The organism is Cupriavidus sp. NPDC089707, assembly GCF_044748965.1.
Taxonomy (GTDB): domain Bacteria; phylum Pseudomonadota; class Gammaproteobacteria; order Burkholderiales; family Burkholderiaceae; genus Cupriavidus.
On sequence record NZ_JBIVHB010000011.1, the window covers coordinates 13,134 to 33,831 of the forward strand.

A 20,698-nucleotide genomic window follows, 5' to 3' on the forward strand; every position below is an offset into this window, starting at 1 on the left:
CCTATAGCAGGCCTCCTGTTCACTTTCTGCCGTGCAAACCTGGGAGACTCCGATGAATATGAAACCGCTCATTACCGAGCTCGATGCAGTTCGACTCACGGCACGTGCCAGGATGGCAACCGCACGCCCTCAGTATGGAGCCGCCTTGTCGCGCTTTCTATCGGCTGCAGAGGTCGTGCCAACCGATAAGCTTCCATCGGACGCCATCAGCATGTTTACGACATTTGCCTGCATCGATATGGCACGGCATCAGAGAATGATCTGGACCCTCAGCTATCCCGAGGAAGCAGATTTTTCCCTTGGCCGCATCTGCGTCTTCTCCCCACTCGGTATCGCCTTCCTTGGCACACAGCGTGGTGGAATTTCCGAGTGCAAGCCCGCGCTGGAGGTTTCGCTGAGGTTCATGATCCAGCAAGTCCTCTTCCAGCCTGAAGCAGCGGGTGTGCCCGAGTTGAACAAGTGCCGCTCTTGCCACTGAAAATGCCTGGATTCCTGTCGGGTGCCTTGCGTTTGAACAAATGCATGCCCGCGGCAGTTGAGGATCATCCCAACGAATGGCCGAGGCTTCGAAGACCGCAAGGCCCTGGAAGACGTTGCAACACTCACGACAGCCTGGTTCGTGAGGCACCTTACGACCCAGTCGTGTTCCAGGCTGGGGTACGGCGGATGACAACAACAACGTTGCTGTTGTCATCTTCCTCTCCACCCACCCTCCCTCTCCTCCCCTCCTCCTCCTGCGGACTTCCAAGGCAGGGGCCTCAGGTCACCGGCGCCGGATTGAACAGCACCAGCGCGTTCTTGATTTTCCAGTGTTCCGCCCACGACTTCTTGCCGCTGGCCACTGCCAGCAGCGTGTGGAACAGCTCCCAGCCCACCTCTTCGATGGTGGCTTCGCCGGTGGCGATGCGGCCGGCGTTGACGTCCATCAGGTCGTGCCAGCGGCGGGCCAGGTCGTTGCGGGTCGAGACCTTGATCACCGGCACCTCGGCCAGCCCGTACGGCGTGCCGCGGCCGGTGGTGAAGACGTGCAGGTTCATGCCGGCGGCCAGCTGCAGCGTGCCGCAGACAAAATCGCCCGCCGGCGTGGCGGCGTAGATCAAACCCTTTTGCGTGACCTTCTCGCCCGGGCCGCTGACGCCATGGATCGGGCCGGTACCGGACTTGACGATCGAGCCCATTGCCTTTTCCACGATATTCGACAGGCCGCCCTTCTTGTTGCCAGGCGTGGTGTTGGCGCTGCGGTCGACCTTGCCCTTTTCCAGGTAGGCGTCATACCAGGCCATCTGCTTCATCAGCGCCTCGGCCACTTCGGGCGTCGCCGCGCGCGCGGTGAGCTGGTCGATGCCGTCGCGGACCTCGGTGACCTCGGAGAACATCACCGTGCCACCGGCGCGCACCAGCAGGTCGGTGGCAAAGCCCACCGCGGGATTGGCCGTCACGCCGGAGAAGGCATCGCTGCCGCCGCACTGCACGCCCACCACCAGGTCCGATGCGGGGCAGGTCTCGCGCCGGCGCGCGTTCAGGCGCTGCAGGTGCTTCTCGGCCGTGGCCATGATCGAATCGATCATCGAGGCAAAGCCCACGTGCTGCTCGTCCTGCAGGCAGACCACGTCGGGCTCCCCTTCCTTCTGGATCGGGATGGTGCCGGCGCTGACCAGCCGCGCGGGCTGCAGCTTCTCGCAGCCCAGGCTGACGATCATCACTTCACCGCCGAAGTTGGGGTTCAGCGCGATATTGCGGATCGTGCGGATGGGGATGCCGGCATCCGGCGCGTCGATCGCCACGCCGCAGCCGTAGGTGTGCTCCAGGCCCACCACGTCGTCGACGTTGGGGTACTTCGGCAGCAGCTCTTCCTTGATGCGCCGCACGGCAAACTCGACCACGCCCTCCACGCACTGCACGGTGGTGGTGATGCCGAGGATGTTGCGCGTGCCGACCGAGCCGTCGGCATTGCGATAGCCCTCGAAGGTGTAGCCCTCCAGCGGCGGCAGCGGCTTGACGCGCGTGCCCACCGGCAGGTCGTGCAGCTCCGGCGCGGCCGGCATGCGGATCACGCGCTCGTTGATCCAGCTGCCGCGCGGCAGGTCTTTCAGCGCGTAGCCGATCACCACGTTGTAGCGGATCACCTCGTCGCCTTCGCGCAGGCCCGTCAACGCGACCTTGTGGCCCTGGGGCACGCCTTCGACCAGCGTCAGGCCACACGGGAACGTGGTCCCGGGCGGCAGCCCGCCGTCGTTGGCGACGATGGCGACGTTGTCGTCGGGGTGCATCGTGATGTAGAGGGGGCGCGATGCCGGCGCTGGGGTCGCTTCACTCATGATTGCAGGCTCTTCAGGAGGCGGCGATCTGCCGGCCATGTGTTACGTTGTCTGATGACATTGTAAAGGCTCTGGAGCGGGCTGGCGCTCGGGCTTACCCTGATTTTATAGCCTGATACGCCACGTATTGCATCAAATTGTCCGAGCAAGCCTGACTTCTTCGTTGCTGGCCATTGAGTTTGCTCTATGTTGTACGACAACAATTGGCACATGCGCCTACTGATAGCCAATTTATTTCATTCGGCAAAACTTTCTGGCGGCGCAGAATGACTGGCAGGCACAGATGGCCTATAACGGCTCCAACCGGTTTCACGCGATGAAAACCGGACAAGGAGACCACCAGCGTGACCACCCCGAGCACCTCGCTGCAGAAGGCTTGCCGCCTGCTGCGCGCCCTGACCGATGCCCGCAACAGCCGCCTGACTGACCTGGCGCTGGCCGCCGGCGTCGACAAGGCCTCGGCGCTGCGGCTCCTCGAAACCCTGACGGCCGAAGGACTGGTACAGCGCGATCCCGCCACCAAGGCCTTTGCACCGGGGCGCGAATGGCTGGCACTGCATGCCGCCACGCTGGCGCGCACGGACCTGCGCCCGCTGGTACGCCCGGCGTTGATCCGGCTGGCCAACGCCTTCGAGGACAGCGCCATCCTGTCGGTGCCAAGCGGTTGCGAATCGGTCTGCATCGAACTGCGTCTGGGCACCTTCCCGATCCGCGCCAACTACCTGGACATCGGCAGCCGCCGGCCGCTGGGGATCGGCGCCGGCAGCCTGGCGCTGCTGGCCGCGCTGCCCGATGCCGAGGTCGACGCGGTACTCGACGGCATCGCCCCGGCCATGCGCCGCTACCCGCGCTTCAGCCGCGACATGCTGGTGGGCCATGTGGAGGCCACGCGCGAACGCGGCTACGCCGTGTTGCTGGACGTCGTGGTCGAGCGCATGGGCGGCATTGCCATCGCCCTGCCCGGCCCGGACGGCTACCCCCTGGGCGCGATCAGCATTGCGGCGCTCAACGAGCGCATCACCGGCCGCGAGGCCGCCATGGCGCGCGCGCTGCGGCGCGAAGCCGACGCCATCTGCCAGCACTGGCGCTCGCACGCCGACGTCAAACCAGAAACCAACCCTGACACCCCACGGCCGGCCACCCGGCCACGTACGCGAGAGGAGGCATGACATGCGCTGGAAGCAACGTCCGCAAGGTTCCAACTGGGGCGACTTCGGCCCCGACGACCAACTGGGCCGCGTCAACCTGATCGGCCCCGAGCAGGTCGTCAAAGGCGCGCGCGAGGTGCGGGCCGGCATCAGCTTCTGCCTGTCGCTGCCGCTGGACTACCCGGGCGGCAACAAGCTCAACCCGCGCCGCCACCCGCCGCAATTGCGCCCCACCTTCCGCGACGACAGCCCCTACCTCAACTTCCCGCTCGCCAAGGTCGATCCCGCCGCCACCGACGTGATCAGCGACGACCAGGTGCTGATGTGCCTGCAGTACAGCACGCAGTGGGATTCGCTGGCGCACGTGGGCGCGCTGTTCGATGCCGACGGCGACGGCCGGCCCGAGCGCGTCTACTACAACGGCTTCCGCGCCAACGAGCATGTCGTCGGCCCGGTGGACTATGCCGACGACGACGATTTCGCCGCCCATCCCTGCGGCCACGACCACAGCGCCGCGCAGGCGCTTGGCATCGAGAACTTTGCCGTCAAGGGCATGCAGGGCCGCGGTGTGCTGGTGGACCTGGCGCATGTGTTCGGCAAGGACTTCCGCAATGTCGGCTATGACGAGCTGATGCGCGCGATGGACGCCGGCAAGGCGGAGGTCGAGCCGGGCGACATGCTGCTGCTGCGCACCGGCTTTGCCGAGGTGGTGCTGTCGATGCAGCGCGAGCCCGACGCAGCCGTGCTGCACCACAGCTGCTGCGCGCTCGACGGGCGCGACGACCGCCTGCTGCAGTGGATCACCGATGCCGGCATCGCCGCCCTGATCGCCGATAACTACGCGGTCGAGCGCTACCCGGCCCGCCCCGCCCCCGATGGCGACAAGCACCACCCGTTATTGCCGCTGCACCATCACTGCCTGTTCAAGCTGGGGCTGCCGCTGGGCGAGCTGTGGTACCTGCGCGAGCTGGCCGACTGGCTGCGCGCCAACGGCCGCACCCGCTTCCAGCTGACCGCGCCGCCGCTGCGGCTGCCGGGGGCGGTGGGTTCGCCGGTGACGCCGATCGCCACGGTCTAGCCAATACCAGGAACCACAACAAGCCAGAGGACAGAGGAGACACCATGAAGCTTCGTCATTCGATCCGACGCCGGGCCCCCGGCGCCCTCACCCTGACGCTGGCCGCGGTGCTGGCCTGCGGCGCCGCGCACGCACAGCCCAAGGCAGCGATCTCCGACGACGTGGTCAAGATCGGCATGCTGCTCGACATGAGCGGCCTGTATGCCGACGTCACCGGCCGCGGCAGCGCCACCGCGGCGCAGATGGCCATCGACGATTTCGGCGGCAAGGTGCTGGGCAAGAAGATCGAGCTGGTGGTGGTCGATCACCAGAACAAGGCCGATATCGCCGCCAACAAGGCGCGCGAGTGGTACGACACGGGCAATGTCGACGCCATCCTCGACGTGGCCGCCTCGGCGCCGGCGCTGGCCGTGCTGGAAGTGGCGAGGCAGAAGAACCGCATCGTGGTGTTCTCGGGGCCGGGCACCGAGCGCATTACCAACGACCTGTGCACGCCGGTGTCGGTGCACTACGCCTACGACACCTACGCGCTCGCCAACACCACCGCGCGCGCCACAGTGCAGCGCGGCGGCAAGAGCTGGTTCTTCCTGACCGCCGACTACGCTTTCGGGCATACGCTGCAGGCCTCCGCCACCGCGGTCATCAACGAGACCGGCGGCAAGGTGCTGGGCGCCGCGCGCCACCCGATCGGCGCCAGCGACTTTGCCTCGTACCTGCTGCAGGCGCAGGCCAGCAAGGCGCAGGTCGTTGGACTGGCCAATGCTGGCGGCGACACCATCAACGCCATCAAGGCAGCATCGGAGTTCGGCCTCACGCGCAACAACGCGCAACGCATGGCGGGCCTGCTGCTGTACATCAACGATATCCACGCCATCGGACTGAAAACCGCGGGTGGCCTCGTGCTGACCGAAGCCTTCTACTGGGACATGAACGATGCCACCCGCGCGTGGTCGCGCCGCTATTTCGAGAAGCTGAAGAAGATGCCCAACATGAGCCAGGCCGGCGCGTATTCGTCGGTGACGCACTACCTGAAAGCCGTGCAGGCGGCGGGCACCGACGAAACCGCCGCGGTGATGAAGAAGATGAAATCGATGCCGATCAACGACTTCTTCGCCAGGAACGGCCGCATCCGCGAGGACGGCCGCATGATCCACGACATGTACCTGTTCGAGGTGAAAACGCCGGCCGAATCCAGGTATCCATGGGACTACTACAAGGTCGTGGCGACGGTGCCGGGCGAGCAGGCCTTCATGCCGGCATCGAAGTCGCAATGCCCGCTGCTCAGGCACTGACATGAGCGCCACCTATACCACCTATATACGCGGCACCGGCAACACGCGCTTCGGCCGCATCGAGGGCAGCACGCCGCTCACGCTGATGGCGCAGGCGGCCGATGCCGCCTTGGCCGATGCAGGGCTGGCTCGCGCCGACATCGACGGCGTGCTGTGCGGCTATGCCACCACGCTGCCGCACCTGATGCTGGCCGACCGCTTCTGCGAATACGCCTCGCTCACGCCCGCCTACGCCCACGGCGTGGCCGCGGGCGGCGCCACCGGCGGCGTGATGGCGATGCTGGCGCATGAGCTGGTGCGCGCCGGCCGCTGCCGCCATGTACTGGTAGTCGCGGGCGAGAACCGCCTCAGCGGCCAGAGCCGCGACCAGTCGATCCAGACGCTGGCGCAGGTCGGCGAGCCTCATGCCGAGGTGCCCAACGGCGCCTCGGTGCCGGCCTACTACGCGCTGCTGGCGTCGCGCTACCTGCATGAAACCGGCATGGATGCCGATGCGCTGTCCGGCTTTGCGGTCCTGATGCGCGAGCATGCCGCCGGCCATCCGGATGCGCACCTGCGCGAGCCGATGTCGCTGGCAGAGGCACGCGCGGCCCGGCCGATCGCCACACCGCTGCGCCTGTCTGACTGCTGCCCGATTTCCGATGGCGCAGTGGCGGTGATCGTGTCCGCCGATCTCGGCACCGCCACCGGCGCGGGCACGCCGGTGCGCATCGCCGGCGCGGGTCAGGCGCACCGGCACCAGCACCTTGGCGCGATCGACGACGTAATGCAGACCGGCGCCGCCGACGCTGCGCGGCGCGCCTTTGCCGAAGCCGGCGGCGACGTTGAGAGCATCGATTGCCTGGCGATCTACGACTCGTTCACCATCACCCTGGTCATGCTGCTGGAAGAACTTGGACTGGCGCCGCGCGGGCAAGCGCACGCGCGCCTGCACGCCGGCGATTTCAGCCGCGACGGCGCGCTGCCGCTCAACACGCATGGCGGGCTGCTTGCGTTCGGCCATTCCGGCGTGGCGGGCGGCCTGATGCACCTTGCCGAAGCCGCACGCCAGCTCGCGGGCCGCGCCGGCGAACGCCAGCGTGACAAGCGGCGCCGCGCGCTGTTTCATGCCGACGGCGGCGTGCTGTCGTCCCATGTCAGCCTGGTGCTGGAGGCCATGCCATGAGCCAACCCGTGAGTCATCCCGTCAGTCATCCTTATACCGACGGACTCGATAGCGGCGTGGTGCGCTACCAGTGCTGCGGCGACTGCGGGATCTGGCAACCGCTGGAACGGCATGCATGCCGGGCCTGCGGCAGCGTGCAATTGCGTTGGCGCGATGCCAGCGGATTGGCCACGGTCCATGCGGTCACCGAGATCAGCCGTGCCCCGACCGAGGCCTTCCGCGCGCTGGCGCCCTACACGCTGGTGCTGGCCACACTGGACGAAGGCCCGCGCGTGATGGGCCATGCCGAGCCCGGCGTGGCGATCGGCGACCGCGTGCGTGCAGGCTTCCTGCGCTTTGGCGAAGGGACGCTGCTGCGTTTCCTGCGCGAATAGCGCCCTCCAGGCGCCAGCCGGCGCGCGCCCTCCTCCCCCTCAGCCGGCACCCACAACCGGAGAACTCCCTTGGCACCGAATCGATCCCGGCGGCACGCGCTCGCCCTGATTTCCTGTCTCGCCTTGCCCGCGGCAGTCATGACGCCAGCGCTGGCGCAGTCCTTCCCGGCAAAGCCGATCCGACTGGTGGTGCCCTACCCGCCCGGAGGCCCCACCGACATCGTCGCGCGCGTGGTCGGCCAGAAGCTCTCGGACAAGCTCGGCCAGCCGCTGGTGGTGGAGAACCGTCCCGGCGCCGGCGGCAATATTGGTGCCGATGCGGTAGCCAGGGCCGCGCCCGACGGCTACACGCTGCTGGTGGCCACCACCGCGCATGCCATCAACATGACGCTGTTCCGCAGGCCCGGCTACGACACGCGCAAGGACTTCGCGCCGGTGAGCCTGCTCACGCGCGGTCCGCTGGTGCTGGTCACCGCGCCGGCCACGCCCGCGGGCAATGTCGCCGAGCTGATCGCGCTGGCCAGGGCCAGGCCCGGCCAGGTCACCTTTGCCAGTTCCGGCAATGGCCAGTCCACCCATCTTGCGGCGGAACTGTTCAACAGCATGGCCGGCGTGCGCATGACGCACGTGCCGTACAAGGGCAGCGCGCCAGCGCTGACCGACGTGATGGGCGGCCAGGCCACGGTGATGTTCGACACCATGCTGTCGGCCATGCCGTTCGTGCGCGACGGCAAGCTCAAGGCGCTGGCGGTCACGGGCGCGGCGCGCTCGCCGGCCGCGCCGGAGACGCCGACCATTGCGCAGTCAGGCCTGCCGGGCTACGAGACCAGCGCCTGGAACGCGCTGCTGGCGCCCGCCGGCACGCCGCCCGCGGTGCTCGATACGCTTGGCACGGCGCTGAAATCCGTGCTCGACGACGCCGACGTGCGCGCGCGCTTCGCCACGCAAGGCTTTGCCGCGGAATGGACATCGCCACCAGCTACCGCGAAGTTCCTCGACCAGGAAATCGAAAAATGGGCCCGCGTCGTCAAGGCATCCGGCGCCACCGTCGACTGATCCCTCACGCACAACTCACGCACACCTCACGCACACCTCACGCATGCCCCACGCTTCCGTCATGACCGCTACCCTCCAGTCCCTGCTCGCTCCCCGCTCCATCGCCGTGATCGGTGCCTCCGACAACATCCACAAGATAGGCGGCCGGCCCATCCATTACATGAAGACGCACGGCTACGCCGGCACGCTCTACCCGGTCAACCCACAGCGCGACACCATCCAGGGCCTGCGCGCCTATCCCACGCTGGACGCGCTGCCTGAAGTCCCCGAACTGGCCATCATCATCGTCGCTGGCGACGGCGCCGTGCAGGCCGTGCAGGACTGCGCGCGGCTGGGCGTGGCGGCAGCCATCGTGATCGCGTCGGGCTTCGGCGAGGCCGGTGCCGAAGGCCGGCGCCAGCAGGACGAGATGGTGCGCGCCGCGCGCGCCAGCGGGCTGCGGCTGGTCGGCCCCAACAGCCAGGGGCTGGCCAACTTCGGCAGCGGCGCCATCGCCAGCTTTTCGACCATTTTCATCGAAGTGCCGCCCCAGGACGGCCCGGTCGCCGTGGTCAGCCAGAGCGGCGGGGTGGCGGCGATGGTCTATGGGCTGCTGCGCGGCCAGGGCATCGGCGTGCGCCACATGCATGCCACCGGCAACCAGGCCGACATCACCGTCAGCGAGCTGGCGCTGGCGGTGGCACACGATCCCGGCGTGCGGCTGCTGCTGCTTTACCTGGAAAGCCTGTCAGACCCCCAGGTGCTGGCCGAGGCCGCGCGCGTGGCGCGGGCGCGCAACGTGCCGGTGGTGGCGGTCAAGGCCGGACGCTCGCAGGATGGGCAGCGCGCCGCCGCGTCGCACACCGGCGCCATCGCCAACGAGGACCGCGCGGTCGATGCCTTCCTGCAGCGCCATGGCATCTGGCGCGTGGACGATGCGCACGCGCTGGCGCGCTGCGCACCGATGTACCTGCGCGGCTGGCAGGCCGAGGGGCGGCGGCTGGTGGTCGTCAGCAATTCCGGCGCGAGCTGCGTGATGGCCGCCGATGCGGCGCCGTCGTGCGGGCTGACGCTGGCGCCGCTGTCCGATGCCACGCAGGCCGCGCTGGGGGAGCGCCTGCCCGGTTTTGCCGCCACCGCCAACCCGGTCGACGTCACCGCCGCACTGCTGACCAACAGCGCGCTGTTCGGCGAGGTGCTGCCGGTGGTGGCGCGCGATCCGGCCGCCGACCTGTTCCTGCTCGATATCCCCGTCTCCGGCATGGGCTACGACGTACCGCGCTTTGCCCGCGACGCCGCCGCGTTTGCCGACACCGCGGGCAAGCCTATCGCGGTCGCGGTATGGCAACCGCCAGTGGCCGATGCATTCCGGCAGGCCAAAGTTCCAACCTACGCCAGCGCAGCCGAAGCGCTGGCGGCGTTCTCGCAACTGGTCTCGCACCAGCAGCGGCTGCGGCAGATCGCGGCTGAAGCTGAGCCGCCTCTGCCAGCCGCGCCTGCCTTGCCCGCGTCACCAGCGGACACCACGACGCTGACCGAAGCCGCCAGTCTTGCGCGTCTTGTGGCGGCCGGGATGCCGGTGGTGGAGCACTATCTTTGCCGCGATGTGGACGCCGCGGTGGCCGCGTGGCAGCGCATCGGCGCACCAGTGGCAGTCAAGGCGAGTTCGCCGCAGGTGCCGCACAAGAGCGAGCATGGGCTGGTCTCGCTGCACTGCAATGACCCCGAGGCGGTGGCAAGCGCATTCACGGCCCAGACGCGCACCCTGCAGGCAATGGAAGCGCATTGCGAAGGCGTCGTGGTTGCGCGCATGTCGCGCGGCCAGCGCGAATGCATGATAGGCGCGCACTGGGATCCCGTATTCGGCGCGGTCCTGCTAATCGGTGACGGTGGCAAGTATGTCGAGACACTGCGCGACACCGCCGTGCTGCTGGCGCCGTGCAGCGAAGGCGATGTCGCCCGCGCGCTGGACGGCCTGCGCATCGCGCCGCTGCTGCACGGCGTGCGCAACGAGCCCGCGGTCGATACCGCCGCGCTGTGCCGGCTGGCGGTGCAGGTCGGCAATCTGGTCCATATGTCCGGCGGCGCGATCCGCTCGGTCGACCTCAACCCGGTCATGGCGACTGCCGACGGAGTGGTGGTGGTCGATGCGCTGATCGAGGTGGCAAAGGTGCCCCGTTAGCCCGGCGGCTGGCGCGGGCTTGTGGACGTCTCGTCGTTGGAAGGGTCAGGATTCTCGCGCACGCCCACACCCTTCAGGAGGCCTCATGTTTGACCACGTCAAATTCGGAGTCAGCAACTATGTAGCGAGCAAGGCGTTCTTCCTCAAGGCACTCGAACCGCTCGGCGTAGCGGTTGTCTCGGAGGGGCCGCCGGCGTACGGTGTCGAGCTTAGCTCGAAGAGTACGGCTTCATTGTGCCTGTTCCAAACCGAGGAGAAGCCCGCGCATCTTCACCTGGCATTCAAGGCCGAGAATCGCCAGCAGGTCGAAGCTTTCTATCGCGCGGCGCTGGATGCGGGTGGCAAAGACAATGGTGCGCCTGGTCTGCGCCCGCACTACCACGCGAACTACTATGCAGCGTTCGTCATTGGTCCGGACGGGCACAACATCGAAGTGGTTTGCCACGAACCCGGAGCCCTGACGTAGGGTATCCCGCAGAAGCGCCGCGCCGCTCGCCACGAAACCGATCGGCGGTCCGTCCCGTCGAACTTCCGCCAGGTCACCCACGCATCCGCAAGAGATCAGCGTAAGAGACAAGCTTGCGCCTTTCCTCGGCCAGCACCTTTCGTTTGGACGCCGCGCGGGTTGGTTGACTGCGCTCGAACTTGGCGGCAGCGCGCGCGTCCTCCCGCGCGTAGGATTGCGCGGCCTTGGCTTCCGCCTTCAGGCGTTCTGCTTCCAGCCGCGCAGCAACGCGCTCCTCTCGGGCAACATCCTGCGCGGCCGACATGATTTCGGCTCTCAGCAGATCGCGCCTTTGCCTGGCAGCCGCACGGGCAGCCTGCAATTGCTCTTTCCTCTGCCGCAGCCAGTCTCTCCTGTTGACCGGCGCGGGCCTGGCTTCCGGCGGCACGCTCAGGCGCAAGGCCCTGCTGATTGAAACCTTCTCAGTCCGCAACGTACGCCGCATGTCTTGTTTCGCGTCGCTCACACTGCCCCACTCTTCCAACAGCAAAAAAGTGCCGCCTAAGCAGCACCAGTTGAAGTCCATTTTGTTTAACCGACCTTACCATAGGACCCCATCTCGCGCTCGGATGGCGCGGCCGCCCTACTAGTCGGCCCTCATGCCTCTGAGCAATCAGTGGGCCCGCTTCTGATGTGCGCTGACTCCAACACGCGCCGATTCCAGGGCAACTCGCCTTGCGCCGCCCATAGTCCTCAGAGCTGACTCAGCAGGAGTTGGGCCGCAAAAAATGCGCCTCATTCTCCGCATTAATTCTCAATATATGAGAAGTAATCTCATAAATTGATAATTTCAACGCCTCCGGTTAAGCTTGGCCGCATTGCCGAACCGCTCCCTGAAGTGGTTCGACATCCGACTGACCCTGGAAACTGCAAACAGGGCCGGCTGCAGCGTTACCCCAAAGGAGGCTCATTTGGCTACCAAGAAACTCAAGGCCGCGATCATCGGATCCGGCAATATCGGCACGGATCTGATGATCAAGATCCTGCGCCACGGCAGGCACCTGGAAATGGGGGCCATGGTCGGCATCGATCCGGCTTCCGACGGGCTGGCGCGCGCCAGCCGCATGGGTGTCGCGACGACACATGAAGGCGTGGAGGGCCTGATCAGGCTGCCGGTTTTCGATGACATCGATGTCGTCTTCGACGCGACCAGTGCCGGTGCCCACGTGAAGAACGACGCCCGCCTGCGTGAAGTCAAGCCGAACATCCGCATGATCGACCTGACGCCAGCGGCCATCGGCCCGTACTGCGTGCCGGTGGTGAACCTGGAGCAGCGCCTGGACGCGCTCAACGTCAACATGGTCACCTGCGGTGGCCAGGCCACGATTCCCATGGTCGCGGCCGTTTCACGGGTGGCGAAGGTGCATTACGCCGAGATCGTGGCGTCGATCAGCAGCAAGTCCGCCGGCCCTGGCACGCGCGCCAATATCGACGAGTTCACCGAAACGACGTCGAAGGCCATTGAAGTGATCGGTGGCGCCGCCAAAGGCAAGGCCATCATCGTCCTGAACCCGGCCGAGCCGCCGCTCATCATGCGCGACACCGTCTACGTGCTGAGCGACGCCGCCAACCGCGCCGAGGTGGAATCCTCCGTCGAGGAGATGGCAGCCGCCGTGCAGCAGTACGTGCCTGGCTACCGCCTCAAGCAGAAGGTGCAGTTCGACGAGATCCCGGCCAGCGCCCCGCTCCACATCGCCGGCCTCGGCAAGTTCAGCGGCCTGAAGACGTCGGTATTCCTCGAGGTCGAGGGCGCCGCCCATTACCTGCCTGCCTATGCCGGCAATCTCGACATCATGACTTCCGCCGCGCTGGCTACCGCCGAACGCATGGCGCAGTCCGCGCTGACCGTCTGAGGAGACACGCCATGCCTTTCAATCCCGGCAAGAAGCTCTACATTTCCGACGTGACACTGCGTGACGGCAGCCACGCCGTCCGCCATAGCTATTCGATTCAGAACGTCAAGGACATCGCCCGCGCGCTCGACAAGGCCCGCGTCGACTCCATCGAAGTCGCCCACGGCGACGGCCTGCAAGGCTCCAGCTTCAATTACGGCTTCGGCGCGCACACCGACCTGGAGTGGATCGAAGCTGTGGCTGAGGAGATCGAGCACGCCCAGATCGCCACGCTGCTGCTGCCCGGCATCGGCACCATCCACGACCTCGATAACGCCTACAAGGCCGGCGCGCGCATCGTGCGCGTCGCCACGCACTGCACCGAGGCCGACGTCTCGCGCCAGCACATTGAGCGTGCGCGCGAACTCGGCATGGACACGGTCGGCTTCTTGATGATGAGCCACATGACCACGCCGGAGAATCTGGCGGTCGAGGCCAAAAAGATGGAAAGCTACGGCGCCACCACAATCTACGTGGTCGACTCCGGCGGCGCGCTAGGCATGCAGGACGTGCGCGACCGCTTCCGCGCGTTGAAAGCGGTGCTCGACCCCGCCACCACGACTGGCATGCACGCGCACCACAACCTGTCGCTGGGCGTGGCGAACTCCATCGTGGCGGTCGAGGAAGGCTGCGACCGCATCGATGCCAGCCTGGCTGGCATGGGCGCCGGCGCGGGCAATGCGCCGCTGGAGGTCTTCATCGCCGCCGCCGACCGGCTGGGCTGGGAGCACGGCACTGACCTCTACGCGCTGATGGACGCCGCCGATGAGCTCGTCCGCCCGCTGCAAGACCGCCCGGTGCGCGTCGACCGCGAAACGCTGGCGCTCGGCTACGCCGGCGTGTATTCGAGCTTCCTGCGTCACGCTGAAGTGGCCGCGAAGAAGTACGACCTGAAGACGGTCGACATCCTCGTCGAGCTTGGCAAGCGCCGCATGGTCGGCGGCCAGGAGGACATGATCGTCGACGTCGCGCTGGATCTGCTTAACAAGGCATAAGTCTTGCCAGCTCAACTGGCGTCCCGATGGCACAACCAATGGGACGCCAGCACACAACACCCGAAACAAGAGACGACCGATGCCACCGTCCTGCTGGCGTACTACGGCGGCAGCTACGTGCCGGCGGGCATGTTCGTGATGCCGTGCGGCGTGATCTCGCAGATTGCGGTCAGCTTCACGAAGGACCGTAGCGGGCAGCCTCTGGACGACTAAGTCCGGAATACCTCCGCCCGGCAGTTCCCGCGACGCCGCCGGACACCTGTCCGGCGGCGTTACACTATGGCATGACCGACACGACCACCCCCACCCGCACGCTTGCCAGCCAGACGCTTTTCCGCGGCCTGGACGTCGTCGATGCCGTCGCCGCCGGCTCCCAGACCGTGCAGGAAATCGCCCATCGCACCGGCCTGCCGTTCAGCACCACGCACCGGCTGGCGTCAGCACTGGTGCAGGCACGCTACCTGAGCCTGGAGCCGCGCCGCGGATACCGGCTGGGGCCCCGCCTCCTGGAACTCGGCTTCGCCGCCTATCGCGACTCGGACATCACGCGAAGCGCGCGGGCCGGCATGGAGCAGCTCGCCGAGCAAACCAAGGACACCATCCACCTCGCCACGCTCGACCGTGACGAAATCATCTACCTCGACAAGATCGGCGGGCAGCGCCCCATTAGCGTGAACTCCCGCATCGGCGGCCGCAAGCCGGTCTGCTCTACGGGCGTCGGCAAGGCCCTGATTCTCGACGAGGGCGAGGGCAAGTGGAAAGCTCGCTACGCGTACGATGCCGAGCGGGGCAACGTTCACGTTCCTCTCGACACCTGGCTGGCCGGCATGCGCACCTACGCCGTCAGCGGTTATGCCTTCGACCTGGAAGAGGACGCCCCGAGCATCTGCTGCGTGGCGGTACCCATCCGCGATGCCAGCGGACAGACGGTGGCGGCCATCAGCGTCACGGGCACGACCGACTACACGGACGAAGCGCAACTGCGGGCGCTGATTCCGGTGGTGCGGCGAGTCGCCCAATCCATCAGTGAAAAGCTCGGCGGCCGGCTCAGGTAGCCTTGACCCGTGACCCGCTGGACGCGCTCCAGAATGCGCAGGCCACGCGCACCGCATAGATATCCGAACGTGGACGGTTCCTCACCTGTACCAGGGCATCGCATTGAGGTTGCAATTGCGTCTGTTCCCCAAGGGGCTACGGCGGCCATCCCCAATATCCGGACCAATCTGCAAGTGCCTCACACGGGACAAAAAAGCGCTACCTTCTCACGCTAGCGGCAATGGGGCGACGCCGATCCGCTTCGGGACAGGACGCGTTGACTACAGGTCTGACCTGGAAGATGGCAGGTGGTTGAAAGAACTGTTCGTCAGAGTCAAGATGCCGCCGACTGCAAGAGCTCCTCGACGCCAGGCTGCTCTTTCGTCCGGCTTTGACTGGTTTTGTTGACATAACCCTCCGGAGCGCATGCGCTTGGCGTAACGCCCTGTTTGCGGAGGTGCGCCGCGACCATCTCGCACCATTCGAGCAACTGGTGCTTGTCAAGATCCGCGACCACGTCTTCACCGAAAAGATTCGAAAGCTCGAGCGCGACCCCCGAGAATGCGGCGCCGTCATCTCGAATGGTCAATACTCCATCACCATCGTGGTCGCACATTTCAATCCTTGTGGCAGACATACCGTTACCTCCCGAGGCTTCGTAACTGTCACTTGATTCGTCACCGTCACACCAGGCGCTCCTGCTGTCGGTCGCCTGACTAGCGTATCTATCCTAGAAGATTGGCTTCCCTGCCAACAAGGGGATAGCAGCCCCTGTTATCCGATTCTGTCTGATTCAGACAGACGTCTGTCCCTGGCAAACCCGTGATCCGCCGCTCAGGCGTTGTTGGGTCGGGAGACCGCAAGGCGTCGGTAATTGCCCCCTGGCTCCAGCAAGCTCACTCCCAGTCCGCACGTGTTAGAGCGCATCATCCGTATCAGGGCGCGTTACACATCGCCCCATAACACGTTATGCCTCACAAACAGCACCGACCTCAACCGGAGGACCGAACGATGACGAAATACCTTATCTCCTTTCCTGGAAGTGCGATGGAAGTCCCCGCCGAGGACTTTGCCGCCGTGGGCGAAGCTGCGCGCGAGGTCGTGCGCGAGGCGAAGGCTGCAGGCGTGTACGTGTTCGGTGGTGGTATCAACGAGGAGGTCGCACCAGTCATGGTCGCCTTAGACGGCACGGTCACAAACGAAACCTATCCCCAGACAAAGGACTTCGACGGCGGCTTCTGTGTCCTGCAGCTCCCGTCGCGCGAAGCCGCCATCCTGTGGGCTGCAAAGATCGCCAAAGCTTGCCGCTGCTCGCAGGAACTCCGCGAGTTTGGGTATGACCCCGAGAGCTGACGGGCAGGGCCAGGGCCCTTACCCACTGCGATCGATGACACTCTCCCGCATCTACTTTCCTCGTCGCCATGAAGTTTAGTCAGGAAACAGTCATCTCCGGCCTCCTAACCGGTGGCCTACAACCAGCGCGCCGGCAGACAGGATGACGCCACTCACCGCAAAGCCCTGCTGGTAGCCCGTCGCCGGCGTCGCGCCGCCGCCTTGAATCAGCCAGCCCATGACCACCGGCGCCATCATGCCGGCAAACGATCTGAAAACGGCATTCTCCACTGCCAGCAGCGTTCCCCGCTGTGCGGCCGGCGTGACCTTCGCGCGCTGGCCAGCGGGCGGCGCTTCCTGTCTTGCTGCCTGTGCCTTCTCAGATCACGCCCCGCTCGCGCAGCCCCGCGATCTCCGCGGCCGTATAGCCCGCGCCATGCAGGACTTCCTCAGTATGCTCACCGGCCGTCGGCGGACGCCGCGCGATTGCCGGTCCTGTACGCGACAGCGACACCGGTGTGGCCACGAGCGGCACCTGGGCGGCAGCACCCGGATACTCCACGCCGTAGAATGCGCCCGAAGCGCGGACGACTTCGTCCTCCAGCGCCTGGCGCGGCGTGTTCACCGGGCCGCCGGGAATGCGCGCTTCCTCCAGCAAGGCCAGTGCTTCGTCGCGCGTCCGGCCGGCGCACCAGTCTGACATGATGTCGCTCAGGACTTCGCCATGCTCGCCCCGCGCAGCATCGTCCGCGAAGCGTGGATCATCCAGAAGATCAGCTCGGGCCACCATGTTGGTCCAGCGCCTGAACATCGCCGTCCCGATCACCTGCGCAATGATCCAGCCGTCCTTCACACGGAAGATGTCCGACGGCCCGTAGGTCGGGCTGCGGTTCACAGTCGCCTGCCGGTTCAGCCCACGCAGCGCTTCCTCGATCAGACTGCCGCTGGACAGCGTGAGCGCCGTATGCAGCAGCGACGCACCGACCTCCTGCCCCTGGCCGCTCGCCTTGCGTTCATACAGCGCCATCATGGTCCCGAGCGCACAGCACAGTGCGGTCGAGAAGTCCACCACCGGCACCATCGACTTCATCGGATGATCGGGCAAGCCCGTCAGATGGACCGCCCCGCTCATCGCCTGCCCCACGCCATCGAAACCGACCCGGTCTCGCACGGCGGGGTCCGCACCGAATGCAGACGAGGCAGTCAGGATGATGTCTGGCTTCACCTTGCGCAGGCTGTCGTAGTCGAGGCCGAGCGCGGCGATGGTGCGCGGCGGCATGTTCGCCACGACCACGTCGGTGGTCAATAGCAGCTTGCGTACAACCGCCCTTCCCTCCTCGCTGTCGAGGTCGAGCGTGATCGAGCGCTTGTTCCGGTTGACCTGCAGGAAGAACGCGCCTTCGCCTTCGCTGGTCACCGGCGCGACGAACCGGTCTTCGCTGCCGCCTATGCGGTCGATGCGGATCACGTCCGCGCCGAAGTCAGCGAGCAGTGCCGCGCAGAAGGGACCGGCGATGAACCGGCCGAAATCCAGGACCCTGATGCCTTCGAGAACTTTCATCTTGCTGCAAGCCTCATGCCTGCGGGCTGGTGCCCGATGCCGCGCGGATCTCGTCGAGCGACGCCGGGTTGTCGAGCGACGACAGATCGCCCGGCGGCGTATTGCAGTACACGCTGCGAATGACGCGGCGCATGATCTTGGAGCTGCGCGTCTTTGGCAACTGATTTACGACGTGCACCGCGCTCGGACGGAATGGCCGTCCGAGACGCTTGTCGACATGCCCGGTCACCCGGGACGCGACCGCGTCGGCGTCAACATCGCCACCCGGTTCTCCGACCACGAACACCACCAGCCGCTGCCCCTTGTCCCTGTCGTCTACGCCAATGGCAGCGGCTTCCGCGACTTCCCGCAGTTCCAGCACGACTTCCTCCACCTCGGCAGGCCCCAGCCGCTTGCCGGCCACCTTCAGCGTGTCATCTGAGCGGCCCATCATGAAGAAGGTGCCGTCCTGCCTGCGCAGCGCCAGGTCGCCATGCACCCAGAGGCCGGGGATGGTGCGCCAGTAGGTGTCGAGGTAGCGCTGCGCGTCGTGCCAGAACGACTGCATCATGCCGACGAAGGGCTGCCGGATCACAAGTTCTCCCACCGCGCCGGTCAGCGGCGTGCCGCTCGCGTCGGCCACGTCCACGTCCACGCAGGGCGAGGTCGTGTTGAAGCCGCTCGGCGGGATGGGACGCACCACAACGCTCGAAAGCAGCGCGCCCGATACCTCGGTGCCGCCCGTATAGTTGATCAGCGGCTGCGTGCCGCGCCCGAAGGTCCGCCGGAACCAGCAGAAGTGCTCCGGGTCGATGCCCTCGCCGGCGGTGATCAGCAGGCGAACCGAGGACACGTCGCCCTCCAGCGCCGCGTGCTCGTTGCTGGCGAGACCCCGGATCAGTGTCGGCGCTGAGCCGAAATGCGTGATCTTGTGCCGCTCCACCAGTTTCGACATGCGCGACCAGCTCGGATAGTCGGGCGGCGCTTCGGTGCGATCGAAATAAAAAGGGCGGGCACGAATGCCCGCCCTGTCGGCGATCAGGGAAGCAGGAACGTCAGTCCTGCGCCGGCGCTGGCGCCTGTTCGCCGGGTCGGTCGAGCAGTTGCTTCATCAGGGCGGCGGCGGCGGGACTCGGTACCCGTCCGCGTGGCGTTGCAATGTGGATACTGCGCACGGCCCACGGTTCGTCCAGCGGAATACAGCTCACGTCATCGAACAATTGATGGCTTACCAGGCACTCCGGCTGCACCGTCACGCCGAGTCCCGCCTGCACGAGGCTGATTGCCGTGCCTGCGCTGCGGACGCTGAACGCCGGCGCAAATTCCTTTCCCAGCCGCTTTGCCGCGACGCGAAAGGCGCCCAACATCGCATCGACCGGAATCACGCGCTCGGGCAGCACAGCAGGTCGGCGAACGTGACGGTCTCATTCGCGCCCAGCGCATGGGACCGGGGCACTACGGCCACCAGCCGGTCGCGGCGGTATGGCGTGACGTCAACGCCGCCGAGCTCCAGTTCATGGGCCATGGCGAACATGCCGATGTCGGCATCGCTGCGGGACACCGCCTCCAGGATCTGAGCGTTTTCCACCTCGCGCACGGCCAGTTCCACCAGCGGAAAATCGCGGGCATAGTCGCCCAGCTCGCGGGCCAGGAACGGCGCAATGATTGAGCGCGCCGAGGCCACCACGACCTTGCCGCGCATCCCTTCGGTGAAGGCCGATATCTCGGAGCGCATGTCCTCCACGTTCTCGAAGATGCGGCGCGCGTAGTGGACCAGCACGGCGCCGGCCGGACTGGGCACCACGCCCTTCGGGCCGCGTTCGAGCAGCTTGACGCCAGCAATGTCCTCGAGGTCCTGGATGCGCTTGGTCGCTGTCGAGGCGGCGATATTTTCCCGCGCCGCAGCACGCTGAATCTGCTGCTCTTCGACGGCGGACAGGAACAGGCGCAGCGTGAACAGGTCGATTTGCCGGATCAGGTGCAGGCGGTTGAATGTGCCCATTTATGTACCCATTTTGGGATCGGGAGCGGTGCGGTGAGGCGGATATTATGCCTCGCCGCGGCACGCGCGTCGTTGCCGGGCCTGCGCGCTTGCTGCCATACCTTTCCTGCAATGACAGCGCATCAGCCCACCGGCAATCCCGTTCGCGTCACGGGTAGCCGACCGCTTGCCAACCTGGCAATTAGCGCGCCGGGCGTCCTGCGTTCGACGCTTGCAGGCCGACAGCGCACCACCGGCCTCGGCTGCAGCCATGGCGCCAGCGGGGCTTGCACGGCTTGCAGCATCGCGGGTTTCCTGTAGCGGACGGCACAGCGCGTTCGCTGCGTACGCAGGCTTGAAATGCACGTGGGGCGGCCATGAATCCGAAGCGTAAAGTGTGCGGTCGCACAGGCCAACTGGCCATTCTCGAAGCTGCGGTTCGTCGCGGTCGAAGCGAGCGCACCTGCCCAGGTCGGACCGAGGGCCGAGACCGAGCAGAAGCTGCAATCCATCTGCCTCTAGATATGCCTTGCCGGTTAGACGACGAACACTGTATATTTATACAGTTGTCGTCGCATCCCGAAAAAGCTGGCTCCTGAAGTCGAGCCCGTGCGGCGCCTGCGCTTTCTCTCCCCACCTCGAAAGGCAATCATGTTCGTGGACCGCACCGAAATCATCAACGCCGCCAAGGCACTGCGCGCCAGCCAGGAAGAGTCCAGGTACAGCAAGCTCGTCGCGCTCGCGAACAAGCAACTCAAGGCAATGCAAACGGCAATCCAGAGGGGCAAGGAAGAATTCGAGACCAGACTGGTACTCGACATCAACG

18 protein-coding genes and 2 pseudogenes are annotated in these 20,698 nt (G+C 66.1%); 14 read left to right on the forward strand and 6 right to left on the reverse strand.

The genetic code is table 11. From position 1 onward, the window contains the following. Positions 1 to 52 precede the first annotated feature (52 nt). Positions 53 to 478 (forward strand): hypothetical protein, encoded by a 426-nt coding sequence (locus tag ACIP1U_RS18550; protein ID WP_400317586.1) that lies wholly within the window; start codon positions 53 to 55, stop codon positions 476 to 478. Between the two features lie 280 nt (positions 479 to 758). On the opposite strand, the gene garD is transcribed toward ACIP1U_RS18550, so the two are convergent. Further along, a complete protein-coding gene (gene garD / locus ACIP1U_RS18555) occupies positions 759 to 2,318 on the reverse strand; it encodes a galactarate dehydratase (RefSeq protein ID WP_400317588.1) in 1,560 nt (519 codons plus the stop codon). Positions 2,319 to 2,662: 344 nt separating this feature from the next. On the opposite strand from garD, the gene ACIP1U_RS18560 reads away from it, so the two are divergent. The 8 genes from ACIP1U_RS18560 (at position 2,663) to ACIP1U_RS18595 (ending at position 11,058) form a co-directional block, all read left to right on the forward strand. After that, positions 2,663 to 3,487 (forward strand): IclR family transcriptional regulator, encoded by an 825-nt coding sequence (locus tag ACIP1U_RS18560; RefSeq protein WP_400317591.1) that lies wholly within the window; start codon positions 2,663 to 2,665, stop codon positions 3,485 to 3,487. Position 3,488: 1 nt separating this feature from the next. Further along, positions 3,489 to 4,544 carry a cyclase family protein gene (locus ACIP1U_RS18565; RefSeq protein WP_400317592.1) on the forward strand — a complete coding sequence of 352 codons (1,056 nt, stop codon included), beginning with the start codon at positions 3,489 to 3,491 and terminating at the stop codon, positions 4,542 to 4,544. Between the two features lie 44 nt (positions 4,545 to 4,588). Beyond that, positions 4,589 to 5,836, forward strand: a complete 1,248-nt coding sequence (locus tag ACIP1U_RS18570) for an ABC transporter substrate-binding protein (protein WP_400317594.1) — start codon at positions 4,589 to 4,591, stop codon at positions 5,834 to 5,836. A gap of 1 nt (position 5,837) precedes the next feature. Next, positions 5,838 to 7,001, forward strand: a complete 1,164-nt coding sequence (locus ACIP1U_RS18575) for a thiolase family protein (RefSeq protein ID WP_400317597.1) — start codon at positions 5,838 to 5,840, stop codon at positions 6,999 to 7,001. Then, on the forward strand, positions 6,998 to 7,375 hold the full coding sequence (locus tag ACIP1U_RS18580; protein WP_400317600.1) for a Zn-ribbon domain-containing OB-fold protein: 378 nt from the start codon (positions 6,998 to 7,000) through the stop codon (positions 7,373 to 7,375). Before ACIP1U_RS18575 ends, ACIP1U_RS18580 begins: the two co-directional genes overlap by 4 nt. A gap of 69 nt (positions 7,376 to 7,444) precedes the next feature. After that, positions 7,445 to 8,431, forward strand: coding sequence for a tripartite tricarboxylate transporter substrate binding protein (locus tag ACIP1U_RS18585; protein ID WP_400317603.1), 987 nt, complete (start codon positions 7,445 to 7,447; stop codon positions 8,429 to 8,431). 61 nt (positions 8,432 to 8,492) lie between these two features. Next, positions 8,493 to 10,592 carry an acetate--CoA ligase family protein gene (locus tag ACIP1U_RS18590; RefSeq protein WP_400317605.1) on the forward strand — a complete coding sequence of 700 codons (2,100 nt, stop codon included), beginning with the start codon at positions 8,493 to 8,495 and terminating at the stop codon, positions 10,590 to 10,592. 85 nt (positions 10,593 to 10,677) lie between these two features. Beyond that, positions 10,678 to 11,058 (forward strand): VOC family protein, encoded by a 381-nt coding sequence (locus tag ACIP1U_RS18595; protein WP_400317608.1) that lies wholly within the window; start codon positions 10,678 to 10,680, stop codon positions 11,056 to 11,058. Between the two features lie 73 nt (positions 11,059 to 11,131). Here ACIP1U_RS18595 and ACIP1U_RS18600 read toward each other — a convergent pair whose 3' ends face one another. Further along, entirely contained in the window at positions 11,132 to 11,563 is a 432-nt protein-coding gene (locus ACIP1U_RS18600; protein WP_400318024.1) for a hypothetical protein, read from the reverse strand. 445 nt (positions 11,564 to 12,008) lie between these two features. Here ACIP1U_RS18600 and ACIP1U_RS18605 point away from each other — a divergent pair, with 445 nt between their 5' ends. From ACIP1U_RS18605 to ACIP1U_RS18620, 4 genes are all read left to right on the forward strand, one after another. Next, complete coding sequence (locus ACIP1U_RS18605) at positions 12,009 to 12,950, forward strand: acetaldehyde dehydrogenase (acetylating) (RefSeq protein WP_400317611.1); 942 nt, start codon at positions 12,009 to 12,011, stop codon at positions 12,948 to 12,950. An 11-nt stretch (positions 12,951 to 12,961) separates the two neighbouring features. Further along, complete coding sequence (gene dmpG, locus ACIP1U_RS18610; protein WP_400317614.1) at positions 12,962 to 13,984, forward strand: 4-hydroxy-2-oxovalerate aldolase; 1,023 nt, start codon at positions 12,962 to 12,964, stop codon at positions 13,982 to 13,984. A 3-nt stretch (positions 13,985 to 13,987) separates the two neighbouring features. Further along, on the forward strand, positions 13,988 to 14,197 hold the full coding sequence (locus ACIP1U_RS18615) for a hypothetical protein (RefSeq protein ID WP_400317616.1): 210 nt from the start codon (positions 13,988 to 13,990) through the stop codon (positions 14,195 to 14,197). A gap of 71 nt (positions 14,198 to 14,268) precedes the next feature. Beyond that, positions 14,269 to 15,039 (forward strand): IclR family transcriptional regulator, encoded by a 771-nt coding sequence (locus tag ACIP1U_RS18620; protein ID WP_400317619.1) that lies wholly within the window; start codon positions 14,269 to 14,271, stop codon positions 15,037 to 15,039. A gap of 314 nt (positions 15,040 to 15,353) precedes the next feature. Here ACIP1U_RS18620 and ACIP1U_RS18625 read toward each other — a convergent pair whose 3' ends face one another. Then, positions 15,354 to 15,635, reverse strand: coding sequence for a hypothetical protein (locus ACIP1U_RS18625; RefSeq protein ID WP_400317622.1), 282 nt, complete (start codon positions 15,633 to 15,635; stop codon positions 15,354 to 15,356). Between the two features lie 395 nt (positions 15,636 to 16,030). Between ACIP1U_RS18625 and ACIP1U_RS18630 the strand changes: the two genes are divergently transcribed. After that, entirely contained in the window at positions 16,031 to 16,372 is a 342-nt protein-coding gene (locus ACIP1U_RS18630; protein WP_400317625.1) for a YciI family protein, read from the forward strand. A 358-nt stretch (positions 16,373 to 16,730) separates the two neighbouring features. Here the strand turns inward: ACIP1U_RS18630 and ACIP1U_RS18635 are convergent, their stop codons facing one another. The 3 genes and pseudogenes from ACIP1U_RS18635 to ACIP1U_RS18645 all read right to left on the reverse strand — a co-directional run bounded on the left by ACIP1U_RS18635 (position 16,731) and on the right by ACIP1U_RS18645 (position 19,893). After that, the gene (locus tag ACIP1U_RS18635; RefSeq protein ID WP_400317628.1) at positions 16,731 to 17,912 is read right to left on the reverse strand and encodes a CaiB/BaiF CoA transferase family protein; all 1,182 of its coding nucleotides are present in this window, start codon (positions 17,910 to 17,912) and stop codon (positions 16,731 to 16,733) included. Positions 17,913 to 17,925: 13 nt separating this feature from the next. Continuing rightward, positions 17,926 to 18,879 (reverse strand): annotated as a pseudogene (locus ACIP1U_RS18640) (AMP-binding protein); the annotation flags it as partial. Positions 18,880 to 18,946: 67 nt separating this feature from the next. Further along, positions 18,947 to 19,893: pseudogene (locus ACIP1U_RS18645) on the reverse strand (LysR family transcriptional regulator). Positions 19,894 to 20,698 lie beyond the last annotated feature (805 nt).